Origin of the sequence: Streptomyces sp. IMTB 2501 (genome assembly GCF_001953885.1) — a bacterium.
GTDB lineage: Bacteria > Actinomycetota > Actinomycetes > Streptomycetales > Streptomycetaceae > Streptomyces.
Genome location: NZ_MQUS01000003.1, coordinates 405,056 through 425,992, shown reverse-complemented (window position 1 = coordinate 425,992; position 20,937 = coordinate 405,056). Strand labels below are relative to the sequence as shown.

The window sequence follows — 20,937 nt, the reverse complement described above, 5'->3', positions numbered from 1 at the left end:
GGCGCGGCCTCTGCGCGCCAGCGGCCGTGGAAACGTAAGCTGTGCCACGTCACAGGGACCGGGCAGCGGGGATGAACATGGCGATGATGCGCCTGAGGCGCGAGGACCCGCGCGTCGTCGGCTCGTTCAGGCTTCACCGACGGCTCGGCGCGGGCGGGATGGGTGTGGTCTACCTCGGCTCCGACAAGAAGGGGCAGCGGGTCGCGCTGAAAGTGATCCGGCCCGATCTGGCGGAGGATCAGGAGTTCCGGTCGCGCTTCGCCCGTGAGGTCTCGGCGGCTCGGCGGATCAGGGGCGGCTGCACGGCCCGGCTGGTCGCCGCGGACCTGGAGGCCGAGCGGCCCTGGTTCGCCACGCAGTACGTGCCCGGCCCCTCGCTGCACGACAAGGTCGCCGACGAGGGCCCGCTCGGCGCGGCCGACACCGCGGCGATCGGCGCGGCGCTCTCCGAGGGCCTGGTCGCCGTGCACGAGGCCGGTGTCGTGCACCGGGACCTGAAGCCCTCCAACATCCTGCTGTCCCCCAAGGGGCCGCGGATCATCGACTTCGGCATCGCCTGGGCCACCGGTGCCTCCACACTCACCCACGTCGGCACGGCGGTCGGCTCCCCCGGCTTCCTGGCGCCCGAGCAGGTGCGCGGCGCGGCCGTCACCCCGGCGACGGACGTCTTCTCGCTCGGCGCGACCCTCGCGTACGCCTCCACCGGTGACTCACCGTTCGGGCAGGGCAGTTCCGAGGTGATGCTGTACCGGGTGGTGCACGAGGAGCCGCATCTGCACGGCGTGCCGGACGCGCTCGCCCCGCTGCTCAGGGCCTGCCTGGCGAAGGACCCCGACGAACGGCCCAGCACACTGCAGCTGTCGCTTCGGCTCAAGGAGATCGCCACCCGTGAGGCGCAGGGCCTGGCCGACGTACGGCCGCCCGCGCCGCGCGTCGCGGAGGCGGACCGGCCCACCGGGCGGCTCGTCGACACCTACCCCGACCCGCAGCGCACCCAGCGTCGCACCTCCCCGGGCACCCCGGTGCCGCGCGGCGGAGCCCCCTCCCGGGGCGCCGTACCGGCACGCGGTGCCCCGCCCTCGCGGGGCGGCAACGGTCCGCGCGCAGGCGGTACGGGTGCTCCCGCACGGCCGAGTTCGGCTCGCCCGGCCACTCCGGCGCCGCGCGGCCCGGGGGCGCGCCCGGGAAACGGAAACCGTCCCGGCGCGCGCGGTGGTTCCGGGCGGCCGGCGCAGCGTACGACCGGCGGTGGGCGACGGCCGGCCAATCCCCGGCTGCTGCGCCAGCGGCTGTTCGTGTTCGTGGTGGTGACACTGCTCGTGGCACTCGGCATCGCGGTGGCGCAGGGCTGCCAGGGTCCCGCGCGGGGGCTCGGCGACGACGACGGCCGCCATCCGCAGCACGCCCAGCAGGACTCCCCGTCGGCGGTGACCGACCAGCCGACGTCCGACGGGCAGGCGTCGCCGGTGCCTGACCAGCCGATGTCGGACGGGCACGCGGCACCCGCCCCCGACCAGCCGATGTCCGGCGGGCACACGGTGCCGATGCCGGACCCGCACGAGTCGATGCAGAGCCGGGACTTCGGGAGGTAGCCGAGGAGGCCGGCAGAACCGGGCGGGGCTGGTCAGGACTCCGGGCGGCCAGTGGCCACCGCGTAGAAGGCGACCGCCGCGGCCGCGCCCACGTTGAGCGAGTCGACGCCGTGGGACATCGGGATGCGGACCCATTCGTCGGCGGCGACCAGGGCCTGGGTGGACAGTCCGTCGCCCTCGGCGCCGAGCATCAGGGCCACCCGGTCCATCCGATGCGGGGCGGCTTCGTCGAGACTGCGGGCCTTGTCGTCCGGCGTGAGCGCGAGCAGTGTGAAGCCGGCCTCGCGGACCGAGTCCAGGCCCTTCGGCCAGGTCTCCAGACGGGCGTACGGCACCGAGAAGACGGCGCCCATGGACACCTTGACGCTACGGCGGTACAGCGGGTCGGCGCAGTCGGGTGACAGCAGGACCGCGTCCATGCCGAGGGCGGCCGCCGAGCGGAAGATCGCGCCGATGTTGGTGTGGTCGTTGACCGACTCCATGACCACGACACGGCGGGCGGAGCGGAGGAGTTCGCCGGCCGTGGGCAGCGGCTTGCGCTGCATGGAGGCGAGCGCACCGCGGTGCACGTGGTAGCCGGTGACCTGCTCGGCGAGTTCGGGATGCACGGCGTAGACCGGGGCGGGAAGCTCGTCGATGACGTCGCGCATGACGTCGACCCACTTGGCAGAGAGCAGCATGGAGCGCATCTCGTAGCCCGCTTCCTTGGCCCTGCGGATGACCTTCTCGCCCTCCGCGATGAACAGGCCCTCGGCGGGCTCGCGCTTGCGGCGCAGCTCCACGTCGGTCAGGCCCGTGTAGTCACGCAGGCGCGGGTCGTCGGGATCCTCGACGGTGATGAGATCGGCCACAGGGTGATACTGCCTTGTCCTGGGTGTCGTGCCAACGGCTGGGAACGGGTGCGTTACCCCGGGTTACGCGTGATCAAGCCACGGGTGACCCGGCGGCGGGCGGTGCTCGGGCGACCGGAGATCAGACGGCCGGCTGCGGGCCGACCGTCACGACGTCGCCGATGACGATGACCGCCGGGGGCTTCACTTCCTCGGCGCGTACGGTCTCGGCGACCGTGGCGAGGGTGGCGTCGACGCGGCGCTGGGCAGCCGTCGTGCCCTCCTGGACCAGCGCGACGGGGGTCGCCGGTGACTTGCCGTGCGCGACGAGCGTCTCCGCGATCTTCCCGATCTTGTCGACGCCCATCAGGATCACGAGCGTGCCGGTGAGCCTGGCCAGCGACGGCCAGTCGACCAGGGAGCGCTCGTCGTCCGGGGCGACATGTCCGCTGACGACCGTGAACTCATGGGCGACGCCCCGGTGCGTGACCGGGATGCCGGCCGCGCCGGGCACGGAGATCGAGCTGGAGATGCCGGGAACGACGGTGCAGGGGATACCGGCCTCGGCGAGCGCCTGGACCTCTTCCATGCCCCGGCCGAAGACAAAGGGGTCGCCGCCCTTGAGTCGTACGACTGACTTGCCCTGCTTGGCGTGCTCGATGAGCGCGTTGTTGATGGCCTCCTGGGCCATGTAACGGCCGTACGGGATCTTCGCGGCGTCGATCACCTCGACGTGCGGCGGGAGTTCGGCGAGCAGGTCGCGCGGGCCGAGCCGGTCGGCGATGACGACGTCCGCCTCGGCGAGGAGGCGGCGGCCGCGGACCGTGATGAGGTCGGGGTCGCCGGGGCCGCCGCCGACCAGGGCGACGCCGGCGGCGCGGGTGCGGTGGTGGGGGGCGACCAGGGTGCCGTCGCGCAGGCCCTCCACGACCGCGTCCCGGATGGCGGCGGTGTGGCGGGGGTCGCGGCCGCGTGCGTCCATGGTGAGGACGGCGACGGTGACGCCCTCGCTGTGGCCGGTCGCGGGGGTCCAGGCGGTGGCCTGGTCGGCGTCGTCGGAGCGGACGCACCAGACGCGGTGGCGCTCCGCTTCGGCGGAGGCGGCGGCGTTGGCGTCCGGGTCGCTGGTGGCGATGAGGGCGTACCAGGCGTTCGCGAGGTCGCCGTCCCTGTAAGGGCGCCGCTCCCAGGTGAGCTCGCCCGCGTCCGCCATGGCCTCCACGGAGGGAGTCGCCTCGGGGGATACGACGACGATGTCAGCGCCGGCCGCGATGAGTGCCGGAAGGCGGCGCTGGACCACCGTGCCGGCGCCGAGGACGACCACGCGGCGACCGGAGAGACGGAGGCCTACGGGGTAGGCGGGGTGTTCGGCCATGGGGTGGCTCCTCCGGTGGCTGTGCGGTGGCGCTGACGTGCGGATTTTACGTTGGCGGTGGTGGGGCCGGCTCCGGTGTCCGATGGCTGGGCAACATGGCCGGATGCGGCCCCGTGGGTGGTTGTGCCCACCCGTTCCGCCCTGCGGAACGACTGCCCACAACCGCCCGGCCGTTGCCAAGTGCCCGGTACCGCAGTACCGGGCCCATCCACGGGCGTGTCGCCCGGGGACCTACTTCTCCGTGACACCCGCCGAATCGAATGTGGCCACTTCGTGCATGGCCCTGGCCGTGCTCTGTACCAGCGGCAGGGCCAGCAACGCGCCCGTGCCCTCGCCCAGACGCAGGTCCAGGTCGACCAGCGGGCGCAGGCCCAGCTTGTTGAGGGCGGCCACATGGCCGGGCTCCGCGCTGCGGTGGCCGGCGATGCAGGCCGCGAGGACCTCGGGGGCGATGGCGCGGGCGACCAGGGCCGCGGCGCCGGCGCTGACACCGTCCAGGATCACCGGCGTACGGAGCGAGGCGCCGCCGAGGAGGAGACCGACCATGGCCGCGTGCTCGAAGCCGCCGATCGCCGCGAGGACGCCGATGGGGTCGGCCGGGTCCGGCTGGTGGAAGTCCAGCGCGCGCCGGACGACCTCGGTCTTGCGGGCCAGCGTCTCGTCGTTGATGCCCGTGCCGCGGCCGGTCACCTCCGCCGGGTCGGCACCCGTGAAGACCGAGATCAGCGCGGCGGAGGCGGTGGTGTTGGCGATGCCCATCTCTCCGGTGAGCAGCGCCTTGTTGCCCGCCGCCACCAGGTCGCGGGCGGTCTCGATACCGACCTCGATGGCCGTCTTGGCCTCCTCGCGGGTCATCGCGGGCCCGGTGGTCATGTCGGACGTACCGGCGCGGATCTTGCGGGGCAGCAGGCCGGGCGTGGCGGGCAGGTCGGCTGCGACGCCGACGTCCACCACGCACACCTCGGCGCCGACCTGGTTGGCGAAGGCGTTGCAGACCGCTCCTCCGCCGAGGAAGTTGGCCACCATCTGGGCGGTGACCTCCTGCGGCCAGGGGGTGACGCCCTGGGCGTGCACACCGTGGTCGCCGGCGAAGATGGCGACGGCGGCGGGCTCCGGGATCGGCGGCGGGCACTGCCGGGACAGCCCGGACAGCTGTGCGGAGATGATCTCCAGCATGCCGAGCGCGCCGGCCGGCTTGGTCATGCGCTTCTGCCGCTCCCAGGCCTCGCCGAGGGCCTTGGCGTCGAGCGGGCGGATCTGTGCGACGGTCTCGGCAAGCAGGTCGTGGGGTTCCTCTCCGGGCAGGGCGCGGCGGCCGTACGTCTCCTCATGGACCACCCAGGACAGGGGGCGGCGCTTGGACCAGCCGGCCTGCATCAGCTCGGGCTCGTCCGGGAACTCGTCGACGTACCCGACACACAGGTAGGCGACGACCTCCAGATGCTCGGGCAGGCCGAGCGCGCGGACCATCTCCCGCTCGTCGAAGAAGCTGACCCAGCCGACGCCGAGGCCTTCGGCGCGGGCGGCGAGCCAGAGGTTCTCCACCGCTAGCGCCGAGGAGTAGGGCGCCATCTGCGGCTGGGTGTAGCGGCCGAGGGTGTGGCGGCCGCCGCGGGTGGGGTCGGCGGTGACGACGATGTTGACCGGGGTGTCGAGGATGGCCTCGATCTTCAGTTCCTTGAACTGCTTGGCCCGGCCCTTGGGCAGCGACTTGGCGTACGCCTCGCGCTGTCGCATCGCCAGTTCGTGCATCGTCCGCCGGGTCTCGGCGGAGCGGATGACGACGAAGTCCCAGGGCTGCGAGTGGCCCACGGAGGGCGCCGTGTGGGCGGCCTCCAGGACGCGCAGCAGCACCTCGTGCGGGATGGGGTCGCTGCGGAAGCCGTTGCGGATGTCGCGGCGTTCGCGCATGACCTTCAGGACGGCCTCGCGCTCGGCGTCGGCGTAGCCGGGCGCGGCGGGGCCGGTGGGCTGTGCTGCTTCCGCCACGGCGGCCGTGCTCTCTTCTTCCAGCTCTTCCTGATCGGCGGCCCTGGTCTGCAGGTCCTCCGCTTGCTGTACGACATCGGGGGCGTGCTCCCCTGCCGCTGCCGCGGGTGCGGTGACCGGCTCGCCCTCGCGGGGCGCGGGCACCGTGGCCACCGGCTGCTGTGCGTCCTGCGTGGGCAGGACCAGGGGCTGCGGCGGGGTCGGCGCCAGGTGCGGGGTGGTGGGGACCTGGCCCTCGACCGGCACGAACTGCCCGAGCGGCTGCCCGGGGTCCGGCGCCGACGGCGTGTTGGGCGGCAGCGGTCCGGTCTGCTCCGGCTGGTCGGCGGTCTCCGGGGGCGCGGGGGAAGCGCCGACCGGGTCGGCCTCCGGCGTGGACTCGGTCTCGGCCGCGGCCGGTGCGGGAGCGGCTTCCGCGGGCTGTGTCTGCGGGCCGGCGGGGGCGCCGGGGTCGGTCGCGGGGGCCGTCTCGGGCGCGGCGGCGACCTGGTGAACGGCGTGCGGGGCGACCGGCTCGGGCTGGGCCTGCGGGTGTGGCTCGCCCGCGGGCCCGGGCTGCGGCGCGCCGGGCACCGTCTCGGCGGCCGCCACGGGCCCGGCCAGCTGCGGGCCCTGAGCCGGGTAGGGGTGCGGCTCGGGGGTGCCGGTGCCGTCGGCGGCGACCGGGGCCGGTGCGGCCGACGGGGCCTCGGCCTCCTGAGTCGCCGGGGTACCGGGGTCGGGCACGGCCGTCGCCGTCGGCTCGGGGGCCGGTACGGCTTCGGCGGCGGACGCGTGGTGGGCGGTGGACGCGGGGCCCGCCACCGCGCCGGGCTGCGGCTCCGCGACCGCGGCGGTGTGGGGATCGGGCTGCGGGGCGACCTGGGCCGCGTCCGGCGCCTGCTGTACCGGAACGGCGTTCGGGGTCTCGGTGGCGCGCTGCGCGGGAACGGTCCCCTCGACAGCCGTAGCGGCAGCCGCCGGGGTCTGCGGGACGGCGGCGCCCTCGGCGACCGGGGAAGCCTGCGCGGCGACGGCACCTGCGGGGACCGCGGTGACGGCGCCCTCGGGGACGGCGGAAGCCTGTCCCGCGTCGGCGACCGGCGCGCCCTCCACCTGCTCCGGTGCGCCGCCCGGCTGAGCCGGTGCGGATGCCTCGGCGGCGACCTGGGCCTGAGCCGGCGTGGCCTGGGCCGGCACCGTCGGCACCACTGCCTGCACCTCTGCCGGAGCCTCTGTCCGCTGCTCGGGACCCGGTTCGGCCGGGTTCACCGGAGCGGTCCCGGCCGCGGGGGAGGCATCGGTTCCCTGGACGGCCGTGGCCTGGTCCCCGGCAGCGTCCGCCGCCACGGCCACGGCCTGCTCGGCCTCGGACGCCACCACGGCACCCTCGGCAGGCAGCCCGGCCTCCACCTGGGCCGCGGGCGCACCAGCCACACCTTCGGTAGCGAGGCCCCCTTCCACGGCGGCCGTACCCCCGGGCGCGCCCTGGCCGGCCTCGCCGGACGGCTGCTGGACGCCCTCGGGGCCGTAACCGGGAACAGGCGTCGGTACACCGTCCGGGCCTTCGGCCGCAGCGGACGCGACCGCGCCCTCGGGTCCCGGAGCCACGGCGGACGGCTGCACGCTCTCGGGAGCGGTGCCGGCCGGAGCCGTGTACACCCCGTCGTGACCGTGTACGGACTGCACGCCGTCGTGCCCGTGCACCACCTGAGCCTGAGTCTGAGCCGTACCCGGAACCGGTACGGCCGCCTGGGCGGCGCCGGGCGTGTCGGTCCGCTCGACGGGGTCCGCGGGGGCGGCGGCCGGGTCAACCGTTTCGCCAGCGGGGGCCGTTGCGCCGACCTGGGCCACCGCGGCCGGTACCGGTGCCCCGGCCTCGGCCGTCTCGGGGGCGGTGGGCGCCGCGCCCCAGGGGGCCGCGCTCTGCGGGGCCATGTCGCGCACCGGCTGGGCGTCGAGGTACTCGGGGCCGGCCGCGGGCGCACCCGGCTGCCGTACCGGAACTCCGGCCGGGCCGCGGTCGGCGAGGGAGCGGACCGGGCTGGCGGAGGCGTCAGGGATCGGCGGGCCGAGGTGCAGCGGACGGCGCGGCGGCTGGGTGGCGGCCGACGGGTCCTGCGGGGCCGAGAGGATGGGCGACGGCGGCACGGAGGCCGGGGCCGGGTCCGGCAGGCGGACGCCACCGAGGTCGACGGAGCCGCTGTCGCGGCCGGCCGTCTCGTGCGGACCCGGCTCGTGGACGGCCTCGACCACCGGTTCCGGAGCGGGTGGCGGCACTTCGTTGCCCCACGCGCCCTGGGCACCCGGCAACAGCAGGTCTTCGTCCTCGGCGGGGGCTTCGGAGAGGTAGGTGTACGCACCGTGCGCGGGGACGCCCGGCTGCTCCACCATGCCTGCACTCTCCGGCTGTCCCTCGCCCGGGACCTGGCCGGTGTCGGTCATGCGTACCCCTCGCCCATCGGTTTCGTACTCCTACGACCAGCTCACCCGGAACGGCGCACCGACCGCCCGTAGTGAAGAACGAGCGTCCGTGCCCAGCGGCACGAACGACCCGCCGGAAAAGGCGACAAAGCCATTCAGTGGCATTGTCCCGGCCGTTCCGCCGTCGCGACAGCGTGATCCGCGACAGCCCGCTGTGGACTGCGCCACGTTGCGCGTCCACCGGTTCCGCAGTACCACACCCACCCCAAAACGGGCGTGCTTTCCGGACATTGGCGAACGAAGTTCCGGGCCGCCCGGTGTGGCACAACGATCGGCCAGCCTACCGCGCGCAGTACGACAACCCGATCACGGGGCGCGATCCGGCAGTCCCGCCCGCCACGGCTCAACGAGGCGCTTCGCGCCGCAGCAATTCCGCGGTGAGCAGGAACGCGACGCTCCGCTCGGTCTCGGTCCAGGCGCGGGTGTCGAGTTCGACGGACTGCAGCAGCGCGCACTCGACCCGGTATCCGTGCTCGGTCAGGTCGCGCCCGATGAGTTCGGCCGCGTCACGGGTCGCGGCGTGCGTGACGATGCGCTGCGGGCGCCGGTCGGCGACCGCGGAGACGACGGGCGCTCCCCCGCCGCCGACCCGGACGACGTCCGGTTCGGGCAGGTTCTCCAAGGCGTGCGGGGCGGCGCCCTGGACCACTTGGAGCTGGACGCCGGACCGGCGCGCGACCGCGTCGGTCCGGGCGCAGGCCTGCGGGTCCCGGTCGACGGCGATGACGGCCGCGCCGGCGCGCGCGGCTTCGGCGGCGAACGCGCCGGAGCCGCAGCCGATGTCCCAGACGAGGTCGCCGACCCGGGGGCCGAGGCGGGCGAGTTGTGCGGCGCGCAGCAGTTGCGTCTCGCCCTCGCCGAGCCGGCCACCGGGTCCGTCGCCATGGGAGCCGTAGGACTCGTCGGGCTGCACCCAGCCGCGGGGTCCGGCGCCCGGGTCGCGGCCGGCGATCCAGTCGCCGCCGTCCGCCGCCCCGCCTCGTCCGGCGGGCCCGCCTATGACGATGACGACGTTGGGGTCGCGCCAGGTGTGGTCGGCGGCCTTGTCGGAGGTGACGACGGTGACCTGCTCGCGTTCGGTGCCCAGTTCCTCGCAGATGACGAAGGTCCGGTGGACGCCCTCCAGCAGCAGCCCGAGTTCGGCGGGTCCGGCGCCCGGTGAGGTGAGGACGGCGACCTTGGTGTGGGCGCGGCAGACGTTCACGGCCCGGCGCAGGGTGCGCCGGTGGGCGACGACCACCTGGGCGTCGTCCCAGGGCATGCCCGCCCGGGCGAAGGCGGCGGCGACCGAGGAGACGGCGGGGACGACCTCGACCTCCAGGCCGAACTCCGGTGCGCGCAGGGTGCGTACGACGCCGAAGAATCCGGGGTCGCCGTCGGCGAAGACGACCGCGGTGCCGCGGTGGGCGGCGATCCGGCGGGCGGCGAGCGCGACACTGCCGAGGCGGACGCGTTCGGCGGCGGGCGGGACCTCGGGCAGCGCCAGGTGGTGGGCCGCGCCGGCCACGAGCGTGGCGGCGCCGAGGGCTGCGCGTGCCGCGCCTGTCAGCGGCGAGCCGTCCCAGCCGATCACCGTGACGCGGTCGGCCATCGTCGTTTCTCTCCAGGTCTTCGCAGGTCGTCAGGGGTACGGGCCCGTATCCGGGCTCCCTGAGCGTACCCGGTGAGGCTCAGGGGCTCAGTTCCAGTCCGAGTACGAGGTGAAGCCGCCGGTGTCGGCGAGCTGCTCGTCGGCGCCCTCCAGGTCCTCCGGCAGGAGGCTCCACACGATGTAGTCGGAGCGCACGTCGGTCCAGGTGCCGTCCTCGGCTCGATGGCGGACTATGCAGGCGTTGCGCAGCACACCCTCGCTGATGCAGCCGATCTTCTGGGCGACCTGCTGGGAGGCGGTGTTGTCCGCGGCCGTGCGCAGCTCGACGCGCTCGAACTTCTGGTCGCCGAAGAGCCAGTGGGCGGTGGCGAGCGCGGCCTCCGAGGCATAGCCCTCGCCGCGGGCCCAGGGGGCGATGATGTACGACATCTCGGTCGAGCGTACGCGCCAGTTGGTCTTGGCGAGCTGGACGGTGCCGACCAGGCGCTGGGTGAGGAACTCGTCGACGGCGAGGTCGAGGCCGCGGCCCGCGATGCGCTCGGCGGGGGCGTCCCGGGTGATCCAGCGGCGGGCCTGGTCCTCGGTGTAGGGCTGCGGGACGCCGGTCCAGGTGCCGACCTGTTCGTCGTTCATCATCTCGGCCAGGGCGGGCGCGTCGTCCTCGTCGAGGGGACGCAGCACCAACCGCTCCGTGCTGATGGAGATGTTGGGGAAGGTGCTAGTCATGCGCCGCTCCGTAACCTTCGGAAATACCGTCAGGGCCTGCTGAACTGCCCAGCATGCAGCATGAAACCACCGAACCGCACGACGGGGTCCACACCCGGTGAGGGAGTGGACCCCGTGCGTGGCGAAACGCCGTTTACGTGCCGTCAGCCGCCGGTCACGGGCGGGACGGACCTCTTCTTTGTCAGAAGGAGGGGACGACCGAGCCCTGGTACTTGTCCTCGATGAACTTCCTGACCTCGGGCGAGGTGAGGAGCTTGGCGAGCTTCTTCACCCGCGGGTCCTTCTCGTTGCCCTTCTTGACCGCCAGGAAGTTGGCGTACGGGTTGTTCCTGGCGGACTCGAGGACGAGCGCGTCCTTGGCGGGCTTCAGACCGGCCGAGATGGCGTAGTTGCCGTTCACGACGGCGGCGTCCACGTCGTCCAGGGAGCGCGGGGTCTGGGCCGCCTCCACCTCCTTGAACTGGAGGTGCTTGGGGTTCTTGACGATGTCCTGCGCGGTGGCCTCGTTGCCGACGCCGTCCTTGAGGGTGATGAGCCCGCCCGCGGCGAGCAGCTTCAGGGCGCGGGCCTCGTTGACGGCGTCGTTCGGGACGGCGATGGTCGCACCGCTCTTCAGGGCGTCGGCCTTCTTGACCTTGTGGGAGTAGAGGCCGAGCGGCTCCAGATGCACCGTGACGACGGGCACGATGTGGGTGCCGCGCTTGTTGTTGAAGTCGTCCAGGTACGGCTGGTTCTGGAAGTAGTTGGCGTCCACCGAGCCGTCCTCGGTCGACATGTTCGGCGCGATGTAGTCCGTGAACTCCTTGACCTCCAGGTCGAGGCCCGCCTTCTTCGCCAGGTTCTTCTTGACGAAGTTCAGGATCTCGGCGTGCGGGGTCGGGCTCGCGGCGACGACCAGCGGGCCGCTGTAGTCGGCGGAGGAAGAGGAGGACTTGCCGGAGCCGCAGGCGGAGAGCCCGAGGGTGAGGGCTCCGGCGGCGAGGACGGCGGTGGTGAGCTTGGCGGTGTTACGCACGAAAAGTGCCTTTCCTTAAGGGTGGTGCGACCCCGTGTGTGGGTGAACGGGGAGTTTGTGGGGCCGTGTGGAACGGCCTTACGCGACCTTGCCGACGTCGGCCGCGGCGGGCTCCTTCGCCTTCAGCAGGCGGAGCTTCGGTCCGGGGCCGGAGCGGCCGCCGCGGCTGTGCAGGGAGCGGGCCGCGAAGTCACCGGCGAACTGGATCAGGGAGATCACGACGGCGAGGATCGCGACGGTGATCCACATCAGCTCGGTCTCGAAGCGCTGGTAGCCGTAGCGGACGGCGAGGTCACCGAGGCCGCCGCCGCCGACCGTGCCGGCCATGGCGGAGTAGCCGATGAGCGCGATGATCGTGGTGGTGGTGCTGGCGATCAGCGAGGGCAGGGCCTCGGGGACGAGGACCTTGCGGACGATCGTCCAGGTGTTGCCGCCCATGGACTGCACAGCCTCGACGAGACCGTTGTCCACTTCGCGGACAGCCGTCTCGACCAGGCGGGCGAAGAACGGGATGCCGCCGATGGCGAGCGGCACGATCGCGGCGGTCGTACCGATCGTGGTCCCGGTGACCCAGCGGGTGAACGTCATCAGCGCGACCATCAGGATGATGAACGGCATGGACCGGCCGATGTTCACGATCTGGCCGATCACCTTGTTGGCGACGACGTTCTGCAGCAGGCCGCCCCGGTCCGTGAGGACGAGGAGGATGCCGAGCGGAAGGCCGACGGCGACGGCGATCAGGGTGGACCACAGCACCATCGTGAGTGTCTCGGAACACGCCTGAGACAGCAGCGGCTGCATCTCGGACCAGGTCACTTGGCACCTTCCTTCACCAGCGGAGCCTCCTGGCCCACCACGTCGATCTGGAGCCCCTGTTCGCGCAGGAACCCGATCGGCACCACGTTGTCCTCGTAGCGGCCGGGCAGTTCGATGCGCATACGGCCGATCTGCAGGCCGCCGACGGTGTCGATGGCGGCGCCGAGGATCGAGATGTCGATGTTGTAGGTGCGCGCGAGCTGGGAGACGACGGGCTGGGTGGCGGCCTCGCCGTGGAAGGTGACGTCCAGGACGGTCCGGTCGTCGCCCGTGCGCTCACCGCTCACCGGGAACAGCGCGGCGGCCAGCTCGGAGCCCGGGGTGGCCAGCAGTTCGCTGACCGTGCCGGACTCCACGATCCGGCCCTTCTCCATGAGGGCCGCGGAGTCGCAGACCGACTTCACGACGTCCATCTCGTGCGTGATGAGCAGGACGGTCAGGCCCAGTTGCCGGTTCAGGTCGCGCAGCAGCTGGAGGATGGAGCGGGTGGTCTCGGGGTCCAGGGCGCTGGTCGCCTCGTCGGAGAGCAGCACCTTGGGGTCGCCGGCGAGGGCGCGGGCGATGCCGACGCGCTGCTTCTGGCCGCCGGAGAGCTGAGCCGGGTAGGCCCCCGCCTTCTCGGCGAGGCCGACCAGGTCCAGGAGTTCGAGCGCCTTGCGGGAGCGCTCCTTGCCGGACTTGCCGAGGATCTCGAGCGGCAGCTCGACATTGTCCTGCACGGTGCGCGCGGAGAGCAGGTTGAAGTGCTGGAAGACCATGCCGATCCGGCTGCGCGCCCGGCGCAGTTCCTTGCCGGCGCGCGGGCCGCGCCCGGCGAGGGCGGTGAGGTCCTGGCCGGCGACGGTCACGGTGCCGGAGGTGGGGCGCTCCAGCAGGTTGACGCAGCGGATGAGGGAGGACTTGCCGGCGCCGGACTGGCCGATGACGCCGTAGACCTCGCCTTCGCGGACGTGGAGATCGACGCCGTCTAGGGCGGTGACCTCACGGCCGCGGGAGCGGTAGACCTTGGTGAGGCCCGAGGTGGTGATCACGTGGGTTTCCGTCACTGTCGAGTGCGCGGGCGTGGGTGTGCCCGGGCACGGGTGCATACGGTTCCGGCATGGGGAGTGGTCGTGCGTCACGTACGGCCTACGGCGCACGGGCATGCCACGGCTCTCGCTTCGGGGCGCGAGGCTCAGCTGATGCGAGGGCCCTCTAGAAGGCGCACATTCGACACATCAGGCGACACATACAACGAGCACCGGGCGTCATGGTCGCCTCGGTCGCACGGGTGCGGCAGCTCGTCGTGGTCATGCGATCAGTAAACCAGACGTACGCTCCTGACCGGTCGCCGCTGTCCGGATGGTGGACGGCGGCGGACAGCCCGGGGCGGGGCCTCAGCGGCGGACGGAGATCTCCACACCCCCGTCGGTGACCAGTGCCGACAAGGCCGACAGGTCCGTCACCACGAGATCGGCGTCAAGTTCCTCCGCGCGGTGGGTTGTGGTCAACGCCACGGTGGTCATCCCGGCGGCGCGGCCCGCCCGGAGTCCGGCCGGGGCGTCCTCGAAGACGACACAGTGGGCGGGGTCGACGCCGAGCTGCCGGGCGGCGAGCAGATAGGGCTCCGGGTCGGGCTTGCCGCGGGTGATGTCGTCGGCGGCGATCAGCGTCTTGGGCAGGATGCCGACGGCGTCCAGGCGGGCCTCGGCGAGCCGCCGGGTGGCGGAGGTGACGACGGCCCAGCGGTCGGCGGGCAGGGAGTCGAGGAGGTCCCGCGTGCCGGGCAGCAGCCGGACGCCTCCGTCGGGTACGTCGTCCACCTCCAGCTGCTCGACCCGGGCGACCGCCTCCGGCACGAGGCGGGCCGGCAGCAGGTCGGCGACTATCTCGGCGGCGGGCCGCCCGTGCAGCGCCACGCGCCCGAACTCCTCGGCCGTGATCCCGTACTCCCGGACCCAGCGGGCCCAGCAGCGCTCGACGGAGTCGAGGGAGGAGACGAGGGTGCCGTCGTTGTCGAACAGGAGGGCGTGCGCGTGGATCGTCATGGTCTAGACCCTACGGTGTACGGCGCGCTGTACAGCGGGGTCGGCGGCCGGGGTCCGTTTCGGCCGTAATAAGGTCACCGCATGCTCAATGCCCTGACGCTGGTGACCGGGGTCGCCGCGCTGTTGCTCGCCGCCTGGTGCGGCTGGGCCGCCTACCGGGACCAGCCGACCAAGGACTGGCACTTCATCGGCATGGCCGTGGTGTCGCTGCTGGCCGTGGTCCAGCTGGTGGTCGGGATCGTGCTGCTGGCGCGGGGCGAGAAGCCGGAACAGGGCACGACGATCTTCGTGGCGTATCTGCTGGGCGCGTTCGCGTGCGTTCCGGCGGCGGGGTTCATGTCACTGGCCGAGCGGACCAAGTGGGGCTCGGTGACGGTGGCCGCCGGCGGTGTGGTGCTGGCCGTACTGGAGGTGCGGCTCTATGACATCTGGGGAGGCTGAGGTGACGGCCGTGGAGGAGAAGCCGGCCCGGTTGATCAGCGGGCCGGGCATGCTGCTCGTGTGGTTCTACGGCGTGATGGTGGTCGGCGCGGTGTCGCGTTCGGCGTACCAGATCAGCACGGAGTTCGACCGGGCACCGCTCGCCTACTCACTGTCCGCGGTGGCGGGCGTGGTGTACGGGTTCATCACGTACACGCTGGTCCGGGGCGGGGAAACGGCCCGCAGGGCGGCGCTGGTGTGCTGCGCCGCCGAGCTCGTGGGCGTGCTGGTCGTCGGTACCTGGACCCTGGTCGACCGCTCGGCGTTCCCGGACGCGACCGTCTGGTCGTACTACGGGGCGGGGTACATCTTCATTCCGGTGCTGCTGCCGATCTCCGCGATGTACTGGCTGCGGAAGGCGCAGAGCACCGTCAGGCCGTAGCCGCGTACGTCCCCGCCTGCTTTTCGAGGACGATCAGCTCCACGCCGTCGGCGCCCTTGGACCTGCCCACCGTCTCGTAGCCCGAGCGGCGGTAGAGGCGGAGGTTGCCCTCGCTGCGGTGGCCGGTGAGGAGGCGGAACCTCTTGGCGCCGCGCTCCTCCGCGAGCGCCGCCTCGGCCGCGCGCAGCAGCCTCGCGCCGATGCCGTGGCCCTGCAGACGCGGGTGGACGCAGAGCTTGCCGATGGCGGCCGCGCCGTCCTGGGTGACCTTGCCGCGCACGGAGCCGACCACCTCTTCGCCGAGCCGGGCGACGAAGACACAGTCGGAGGCGACCTCCTGGCGGACGGAGTCCAGAGTCTGGACGAGCGGGTCGATGCGGTAGTTGCCGTACAGCGCCGCCTCGCTCTGGAAGCACAGGTACTGGAGCCTGAAGATCTGCTCCGCGTCCTGTTCGGTCGCCACCGAGATGGTCACGCTCATGCCCATGTGCGCACGCCTCCCGCTCACCTGATCGCCTGTCGTTCTCACTCCTATCCCCGCACTTCGCGCGCCGCAACCTCCGGTGTGAGCAAACGCCGTAGACATCCCAGACATCTGGAGCGTTCCGGTCCAAGACTGCCCTGTGAGATACCCAACTCCCCCGCGATCTCCCGGTATGTCAGGTCCTTCGGGGAGAACAGGGCCTCGATGAGCCGGGGGCAGCGGCCGGGCAGACGGCGTACGGCTTCGCGCAGCGCGCGGTACCGGGCGGCCGCGAGGACGTACTGCTCGGGGTCGGTGCGCGCGTCGGCGGCCGGTTCGGCACCGTAGGGACGTTCCCGGCGGGTGGTACGGCGGCTGCGGCGGGCCTCGGCGCGGACGGCCTTGCGCAGCCAGCCCTGTGGGTCCGGCGGCGGCCCGTCGGTCTCCAGGCGCTCCAGCAGGCGGAGCCAGACGGCCTGCTCCAGGTCGCCCGGCTCACTCCCGGCGGCATATGCCTCGGCCGAGGCCTCGGCGGTGAGCAGCGGGTGCAGAGCGGCTACCAAGTCGTGCGTCATATGCGGAACGACGCGCCGCCCCGGGATCAGGTTTCCGGGGCGGCGCACAGTCAGCCCGAACGAGGTGCCGGCGGGGCCACCCGTTGACGGCGTCGGCCGGCACGGAAGTCGACGGTGCCTCAGCCGGCGGAGGAGAGCGCCGGGTCAGCCCGCGAGGAAGTCGGCGCGGGCGAGCACGCCGGTGTCGGCGTTGTCGGTGAAGACGGCGTCGATGCCGGTCGCGAAGTACGTCTTGAACGCGCCGAAGGAGTCGCCGTAACCGTCGGCCGCGCTGCCCTTGCGGAACTCGGCCGGGAGGAACGGGTTCTCGTTGCGCATGGTGTACGGGGTGAGGATCAGGCCCACCTTGTGCGCGTCGCCGACCAGGGTGGTCGGCTTGGTGAGGTTGCCGTTCGCGTCCTTCGGGATGATCAGGTCCAGCGTCGGGCCGATGCCCTGCGCGTAGCCGGCGATCTCCCGCAGCCCTTTGGGGGTGATCAGATCGGCGACCGTGCGCGGGTCGCCCGCCTCGACGAAGTCGTAGGGGCGGCTGTCCGCCGTGGAGAGCAGCACGACGAGCGGGTTGTCGACCAGCTGGTTCAGCCTCTGGATGCTGCTGGGCTCGAAGGACTGCAGCATGACCGGCGCGTTCCGGCCGTCCTTGCCGTGCTTGCGCAGCAGCTTCGCGACCCGCTCCTCCAGGCCGAGGCCGAGCTTGCGGAAGTAGGTGGGGTGCTTGGTCTCGGGGTAGATCCAGACCTGCTTGCCGCGCTTGCGGGTCTGCTCGTCCTGCCACTTCAGGACCTCTTCGAACGTGGGTATCTCCCAGCGCCCGTTGTAGAGGGTGTTGTGCGGACGGTTGGCCGGAATGCGCTCTATCGCGCGCAGCGTCTTCAGTTCGGCGAGCGTGAAGTCCTCGGTGAACCAGCCGGTGGTCGCGACCCCGTCCAGCATCTTGGTGGTCTTGCGGCCGGCGAACTCCGGGTGCGAGGCGACGTCCGTGGTGCCGCCGATCTCCGGCTCGTGGCGGCAGACGAGATGGCCGTCCTTGGTGGGCACCAGGTCACCGGCCTCGACGACGTCGGCCCCCAGGTCCAGGGCCAGGTTGTACGAGCCGAAGGTGTGCTCCGGGCGGTAGCCGCTGGCGCCACGGTGACCGATGATCGCCGGCTTCGGCAGGCTCTTCAGCCCCCGGCCGCCCCGCCCGGCCGCAGCGGCCGGGCCGGCCTCCGCGGCGCCGGCCACGCCCGGCAGCCCGAGGACCGCTCCGCTCGCCGCGCCGAACACCGCCGCGCCGAGGATCGCCCGCCGCCCGGTGCCCTGCGTCTTCTCGTTCGCCTGCTCGCTGCCCATCAGCGTCTCCTGCCCGTTCGTACTTCAGTCCGGGCCGATCGTAGGGGCGTTGACGTGACGAGTGAGAGTCCTGGGCCGGAACGTGCGGGTGCCGCCGGCTGTCGTGTCGGGGCCGGGCCGTGCGCGGCGTCGGCGGCGGAGTGAGGACTGTGCGCGATCTCCGTCACATCGTTGCAGGAAGGTCACGGGCCGACTCCGGGCCGTCACCGCAGGTAAACCCACGTCAACTCTTCGTAAGACCTCGGTGAACCGGCCGCACCCGATGTGCGCCCGGCCCGCGGCCGCGAGTAATGTCCTCACCTGCACAGACTCATATCGATTCCCTCGACATCGGAGGACCCGTTGTCCCGCTTCGCGCTCATCAAGGCAGTGCTCGGACCGATCATGCGCCTGATGTTCCGCCCACAGGTGGAGGGCGTGGAGCACATCCCGGGGGACGGACCGGTCATTCTGGCGGGCAATCACCTCACGTTCATCGACTCGATCGTGCTGCCGCTCGTCACCAAGCGGCAGGTGTTCTTCATCGGCAAGGACGAGTACGTCACCGGGAAGGGCTTCAAGGGCCGGCTGATGGCCTGGTTCTTCACCGGCGTCGGCATGATCCCGGTGGACCGGGACGGCGCGAGCGGCGGTGTGGCCGCGCTGATGACCGGGCGGCGGATCCTGGAGGAGGGGAAGATCTTCGGGATCTACCCCGAGGGCACGCGGTCGCCCGACGGGCGGCTGTACCGCGGGCGCACCGGTATCGCGCGGCTGACGCTGATGACCGGTGCGCCGGTCGTTCCCTTTGCCATGATCGGCACGGACAAGTTGCAGCCGGGGGGTTCCGGTATCCCGCGGCCCGGTCGGGTGACCGTTCGGTTCGGCGAGGCCATGGAGTTCTCGCGGTACGACGGGATGGACCGGGACCGGTATGTGCTGCGGGCCGTGACCGACTCGGTGATGGCCGAGGTCATGCGGTTGTCCGGGCAGGAGTACGTCGACATGTATGCGACCAAGGCGAAAGCGGCCTGAGCGCCGTAGGGTTTCCTGGCCGGATTGCCGGCGCGGGTCGAGGTCGCCTTTCGCGCAGTTCCCCGTGCCCCTGGGTTTCTCACATCACCCGGCGCTTTCCAGTTTCTGGCCTCTCAGCAAGAACCACGCCGCCACCGCCGTCGCCAGGAGGACTGCCGCTCCTGCGCCGGATGCCAGATGGAGGCCTCGCACAAAGGAATCACGGGCCGCGTCCAGCATCTGCTGGGCCGCGTGCGAGGGCAGATGCGTGGAGGCCTCGACCGCCGCGCCCAGTGACTCGTGGGCCTGGGGCGGAGTGCCCGCCGGACCCGTGAAGTCGCGGTAGACGCCCGTCACGATCGAGCCCAGCAGGGCGATGCCCAGGGCCGCACCCAGTTCGTACGCCGTCTCGGAGACCGCCGAGGCGGCGCCCGCCTGTTCCTTGGGCACGCTGGACAGGATGACGTCGGCCGTCACCGTGAACGAGAAACCGGCACCGACGCCGACGACCAGCAGTGCCGCGCCGAGGACCGGGTAGCCCGTCGACGCACCCAACGTGGTCAGCGCGGCCAGGGCGAGGCCCACCGCGGCGAGACCGCCGGAGACCACGGCCCGTACCGAGAAGCGGCGGGCGGCGCGGCCCGCGATCAGGCCGGACACCACCGCGCCTACGGCGGCGGGCAGTTCGGCGAGCCCAGCCTCGAACGGGCGCCTGCCCTGGACGAGTTGCAGGTACTGGGAGAGGAAGAACACCAGGCCGGACAGGCCGAGCACGGTCAGCAGGTCGGCGAGGACCGCCCCGCTGAAGCCGCGGCGCCTGAACAGCCGCATGTCCAGCAGCGGGGTCGGCATGGTGAGCTGACGGTGGACGAAGCCGTAGAGCGCCGCCGCGCCCAGCAGGCCCGCGGCGAGCGTGGGTCCGGTGACGCCGTGCGTGGCCGCCTCCTTGACCGCGTACACGATGCCGATCATGCCGACCAGCGACAGGACGACACTGATCAGGTCCCAGGGGCCGGGGTTCGGGTTACGGGACTCGGGCAGCGTGCGGATGCCGACGAGGACCAGGACCGCCATCACCGGCAGGTTGATGAGGAAGACCGAGCCCCACCAGAAGTGTTCGAGCAGGAAGCCGCCCGCGATCGGGCCGACGGCGGTGCCGGCGGAGGCGGTCGCGCCCCAGATGCCGACCGCGAGGCTCCGCTCGCGCGGGTCGTGGAAGAGGTTGCGGATCAGGGCGAGGGTGGCGGGCATCAGGGTCGCGCCCGCGACACCGAGCAGGGCCCGCGCCAGGATCATCAACTCCGGTGTCGTGGCGTAGGCGTTGAGCACGGATATCGCGCCGAACGCCGTGGCACCACCGAGCAGGATCCGCTTGCGGCCGATACGGTCGCCGAGGCTGCCCATGGAGACCAGCAGACCGGCGATGACGAAGGAGTACACGTCGCCGATCCACAGCAGCTGGGTGCCGGAGGGGTTGAGGTCTTCGCTGATGTAGGGGGTCGCCAGGCCGAGGACTGTGGCGTCGACGGCCACCAGCAGCACGGCCAGGACGAGGACGGAGAGCGCGAGCCAGCGGCCCGGTCGCTTCTCCGCCTCCGCCGCGCGGGCCGGCTGCAGGGTGCTGGTCATGGTTCCTCTCTTCGTCGGGCGTTTCTTCTCGTCGTGCGTGTCTTCGTCATGCGTGTCTTCGTCATGCCTGCGGCCGTCGGGCGCCGCCGAGCAGCAACTCGACGATCATGTAGGTGAAGTCCTTGGCCGCCACCCGCCCCTCGGCCACGGCCCAGGCGCCGGAGGCCAGCAGGCCGTAGAGCGCCTCGGTGAGCCAGGCCGGGGTGAGGTCGATGCGGAACTCACCGCTCTCCTGGCCGCGCCGGAACAGGGCCGTGAGGCGTTCGTCGATGCGGGCCCAGCCCTGGTTCTGCTCCTCGCCCTCGAAGAGCTGGTTCTCGGTGTAGAGGAAGGCGAGCAGGCCGGCGGCGGGTTCGATGGCGCGGACCAGACGGTGGACGGCCTCGCCCGCCGGACCTTCGTCCAGCCGGGCCGTCTCCAGTGCCGCCTCGCACTCCTCGATGCCGAGCGCCTCCAGCGCCCGGACGAGCGCGTCGCGCCCGGCGAAGTGGCGGTGCAGCGTGGCCCGGCTGATCCCGGCGGCCTTGGCGACCTCGTCCATGGTCGCGGTGGATTTACGGGTCAGCAGGGCGGCCGCGCTGCGCAGCACCTGGTCACGATCGAAGGCCATGAGACGATGATAGACCATGTGAGACATTTTTGTCTCACGGCAGGCATAG

At 72.3% G+C, this 20,937-nt stretch carries 18 protein-coding genes; 4 read left to right on the top strand and 14 right to left on the bottom strand.

What is annotated here, in order from left to right:
* The first annotated feature begins 71 nt into the window (after nucleotides 1-71).
* Nucleotides 72-1,592: a serine/threonine-protein kinase gene (locus AV521_RS08395; protein ID WP_079249168.1), complete on the top strand. Its 1,521-nt coding sequence runs from the start codon at nucleotides 72-74 to the stop codon at nucleotides 1,590-1,592.
* A 32-nt stretch (nucleotides 1,593-1,624) separates the two neighbouring features.
* Here AV521_RS08395 and AV521_RS08390 read toward each other — a convergent pair whose 3' ends face one another.
* The 9 genes from AV521_RS08390 to AV521_RS08350 all read right to left on the bottom strand — a co-directional run bounded on the left by AV521_RS08390 (nucleotide 1,625) and on the right by AV521_RS08350 (nucleotide 14,424).
* On the bottom strand, nucleotides 1,625-2,443 hold the full coding sequence (locus AV521_RS08390; protein ID WP_076085758.1) for an RNA methyltransferase: 819 nt from the start codon (nucleotides 2,441-2,443) through the stop codon (nucleotides 1,625-1,627).
* 121 nt (nucleotides 2,444-2,564) lie between these two features.
* Nucleotides 2,565-3,797 (bottom strand): uroporphyrinogen-III C-methyltransferase, encoded by a 1,233-nt coding sequence (cobA, locus tag AV521_RS08385; RefSeq protein ID WP_076085755.1) that lies wholly within the window; start codon nucleotides 3,795-3,797, stop codon nucleotides 2,565-2,567.
* 231 nt (nucleotides 3,798-4,028) lie between these two features.
* Nucleotides 4,029-8,210, bottom strand: a complete 4,182-nt coding sequence (gene cobT, locus AV521_RS08380) for a nicotinate-nucleotide--dimethylbenzimidazole phosphoribosyltransferase (protein ID WP_076085752.1) — start codon at nucleotides 8,208-8,210, stop codon at nucleotides 4,029-4,031.
* Between the two features lie 382 nt (nucleotides 8,211-8,592).
* The gene (gene cbiE, locus AV521_RS08375; RefSeq protein ID WP_076085748.1) at nucleotides 8,593-9,840 is read right to left on the bottom strand and encodes a precorrin-6y C5,15-methyltransferase (decarboxylating) subunit CbiE; all 1,248 of its coding nucleotides are present in this window, start codon (nucleotides 9,838-9,840) and stop codon (nucleotides 8,593-8,595) included.
* An 87-nt stretch (nucleotides 9,841-9,927) separates the two neighbouring features.
* Nucleotides 9,928-10,566 (bottom strand): GNAT family N-acetyltransferase, encoded by a 639-nt coding sequence (locus tag AV521_RS08370; protein ID WP_076085745.1) that lies wholly within the window; start codon nucleotides 10,564-10,566, stop codon nucleotides 9,928-9,930.
* A gap of 181 nt (nucleotides 10,567-10,747) precedes the next feature.
* Entirely contained in the window at nucleotides 10,748-11,581 is an 834-nt protein-coding gene (locus tag AV521_RS08365) for a MetQ/NlpA family ABC transporter substrate-binding protein (RefSeq protein ID WP_076085742.1), read from the bottom strand.
* Nucleotides 11,582-11,659: 78 nt separating this feature from the next.
* Nucleotides 11,660-12,397 (bottom strand): methionine ABC transporter permease, encoded by a 738-nt coding sequence (locus AV521_RS08360; protein WP_076085739.1) that lies wholly within the window; start codon nucleotides 12,395-12,397, stop codon nucleotides 11,660-11,662.
* Nucleotides 12,394-13,428 (bottom strand): methionine ABC transporter ATP-binding protein, encoded by a 1,035-nt coding sequence (locus AV521_RS08355; protein ID WP_076085736.1) that lies wholly within the window; start codon nucleotides 13,426-13,428, stop codon nucleotides 12,394-12,396. The genes AV521_RS08360 and AV521_RS08355 overlap by 4 nt, the downstream gene beginning before the upstream one ends.
* Nucleotides 13,429-13,773: 345 nt before the next feature.
* A complete protein-coding gene (locus AV521_RS08350; RefSeq protein ID WP_076085733.1) occupies nucleotides 13,774-14,424 on the bottom strand; it encodes an HAD family hydrolase in 651 nt (216 codons plus the stop codon).
* A gap of 81 nt (nucleotides 14,425-14,505) precedes the next feature.
* Here AV521_RS08350 and AV521_RS08345 point away from each other — a divergent pair, with 81 nt between their 5' ends.
* A complete protein-coding gene (locus AV521_RS08345) occupies nucleotides 14,506-14,865 on the top strand; it encodes a hypothetical protein (protein ID WP_076085730.1) in 360 nt (119 codons plus the stop codon).
* Nucleotides 14,846-15,286, top strand: coding sequence for a hypothetical protein (locus tag AV521_RS08340; protein ID WP_179022928.1), 441 nt, complete (start codon nucleotides 14,846-14,848; stop codon nucleotides 15,284-15,286). The genes AV521_RS08345 and AV521_RS08340 overlap by 20 nt, the downstream gene beginning before the upstream one ends.
* Here the strand turns inward: AV521_RS08340 and AV521_RS08335 are convergent.
* The 3 genes from AV521_RS08335 to AV521_RS08325 all read right to left on the bottom strand — a co-directional run bounded on the left by AV521_RS08335 (nucleotide 15,276) and on the right by AV521_RS08325 (nucleotide 17,656).
* Complete coding sequence (locus AV521_RS08335; RefSeq protein ID WP_076085724.1) at nucleotides 15,276-15,773, bottom strand: GNAT family N-acetyltransferase; 498 nt, start codon at nucleotides 15,771-15,773, stop codon at nucleotides 15,276-15,278. The two genes, AV521_RS08340 and AV521_RS08335, sit on opposite strands and share 11 nt — an antisense overlap.
* Nucleotides 15,774-15,817: 44 nt before the next feature.
* Entirely contained in the window at nucleotides 15,818-16,324 is a 507-nt protein-coding gene (locus tag AV521_RS08330; protein ID WP_076085721.1) for an RNA polymerase sigma factor, read from the bottom strand.
* A gap of 144 nt (nucleotides 16,325-16,468) precedes the next feature.
* The gene (locus tag AV521_RS08325) at nucleotides 16,469-17,656 is read right to left on the bottom strand and encodes a glycerophosphodiester phosphodiesterase (RefSeq protein ID WP_076085718.1); all 1,188 of its coding nucleotides are present in this window, start codon (nucleotides 17,654-17,656) and stop codon (nucleotides 16,469-16,471) included.
* A gap of 342 nt (nucleotides 17,657-17,998) precedes the next feature.
* On the opposite strand from AV521_RS08325, the gene AV521_RS08320 reads away from it, so the two are divergent.
* Entirely contained in the window at nucleotides 17,999-18,670 is a 672-nt protein-coding gene (locus tag AV521_RS08320) for a 1-acyl-sn-glycerol-3-phosphate acyltransferase (RefSeq protein WP_076085714.1), read from the top strand.
* An 84-nt stretch (nucleotides 18,671-18,754) separates the two neighbouring features.
* Here AV521_RS08320 and AV521_RS08315 read toward each other — a convergent pair whose 3' ends face one another.
* Complete coding sequence (locus AV521_RS08315) at nucleotides 18,755-20,278, bottom strand: MFS transporter (protein ID WP_076085711.1); 1,524 nt, start codon at nucleotides 20,276-20,278, stop codon at nucleotides 18,755-18,757.
* Nucleotides 20,279-20,339: 61 nt separating this feature from the next.
* A complete protein-coding gene (locus AV521_RS08310; RefSeq protein ID WP_256725474.1) occupies nucleotides 20,340-20,888 on the bottom strand; it encodes a TetR/AcrR family transcriptional regulator in 549 nt (182 codons plus the stop codon).
* Nucleotides 20,889-20,937 lie beyond the last annotated feature (49 nt).

Bases quoted from the DNA above. Each gene is read 5' to 3' on its own strand.
- AV521_RS08395 (WP_079249168.1), top strand. From the start codon at position 72: ATGAACATGGCGATGATGCGCCTGAGGCGCGAGGACCCGCGCGTCGTC.
- cobA (WP_076085755.1), bottom strand. From the start codon at position 3,797: ATGGCCGAACACCCCGCCTACCCCGTAGGCCTCCGTCTCTCCGGTCGC.
- cobT (WP_076085752.1), bottom strand. From the start codon at position 8,210: ATGACCGACACCGGCCAGGTCCCGGGCGAGGGACAGCCGGAGAGTGCA.
- cbiE (WP_076085748.1), bottom strand. From the start codon at position 9,840: ATGGCCGACCGCGTCACGGTGATCGGCTGGGACGGCTCGCCGCTGACA.
- AV521_RS08370 (WP_076085745.1), bottom strand. From the start codon at position 10,566: ATGACTAGCACCTTCCCCAACATCTCCATCAGCACGGAGCGGTTGGTG.
- AV521_RS08350 (WP_076085733.1), bottom strand. From the start codon at position 14,424: ATGACGATCCACGCGCACGCCCTCCTGTTCGACAACGACGGCACCCTC.
- AV521_RS08345 (WP_076085730.1), top strand. From the start codon at position 14,506: ATGCTCAATGCCCTGACGCTGGTGACCGGGGTCGCCGCGCTGTTGCTC.
- AV521_RS08340 (WP_179022928.1), top strand. From the start codon at position 14,846: ATGACATCTGGGGAGGCTGAGGTGACGGCCGTGGAGGAGAAGCCGGCC.
- AV521_RS08335 (WP_076085724.1), bottom strand. From the start codon at position 15,773: ATGGGCATGAGCGTGACCATCTCGGTGGCGACCGAACAGGACGCGGAG.
- AV521_RS08330 (WP_076085721.1), bottom strand. From the start codon at position 16,324: ATGACGCACGACTTGGTAGCCGCTCTGCACCCGCTGCTCACCGCCGAG.
- AV521_RS08325 (WP_076085718.1), bottom strand. From the start codon at position 17,656: ATGGGCAGCGAGCAGGCGAACGAGAAGACGCAGGGCACCGGGCGGCGG.
- AV521_RS08315 (WP_076085711.1), bottom strand. From the start codon at position 20,278: ATGACCAGCACCCTGCAGCCGGCCCGCGCGGCGGAGGCGGAGAAGCGA.
- AV521_RS08310 (WP_256725474.1), bottom strand. From the start codon at position 20,888: ATGGCCTTCGATCGTGACCAGGTGCTGCGCAGCGCGGCCGCCCTGCTG.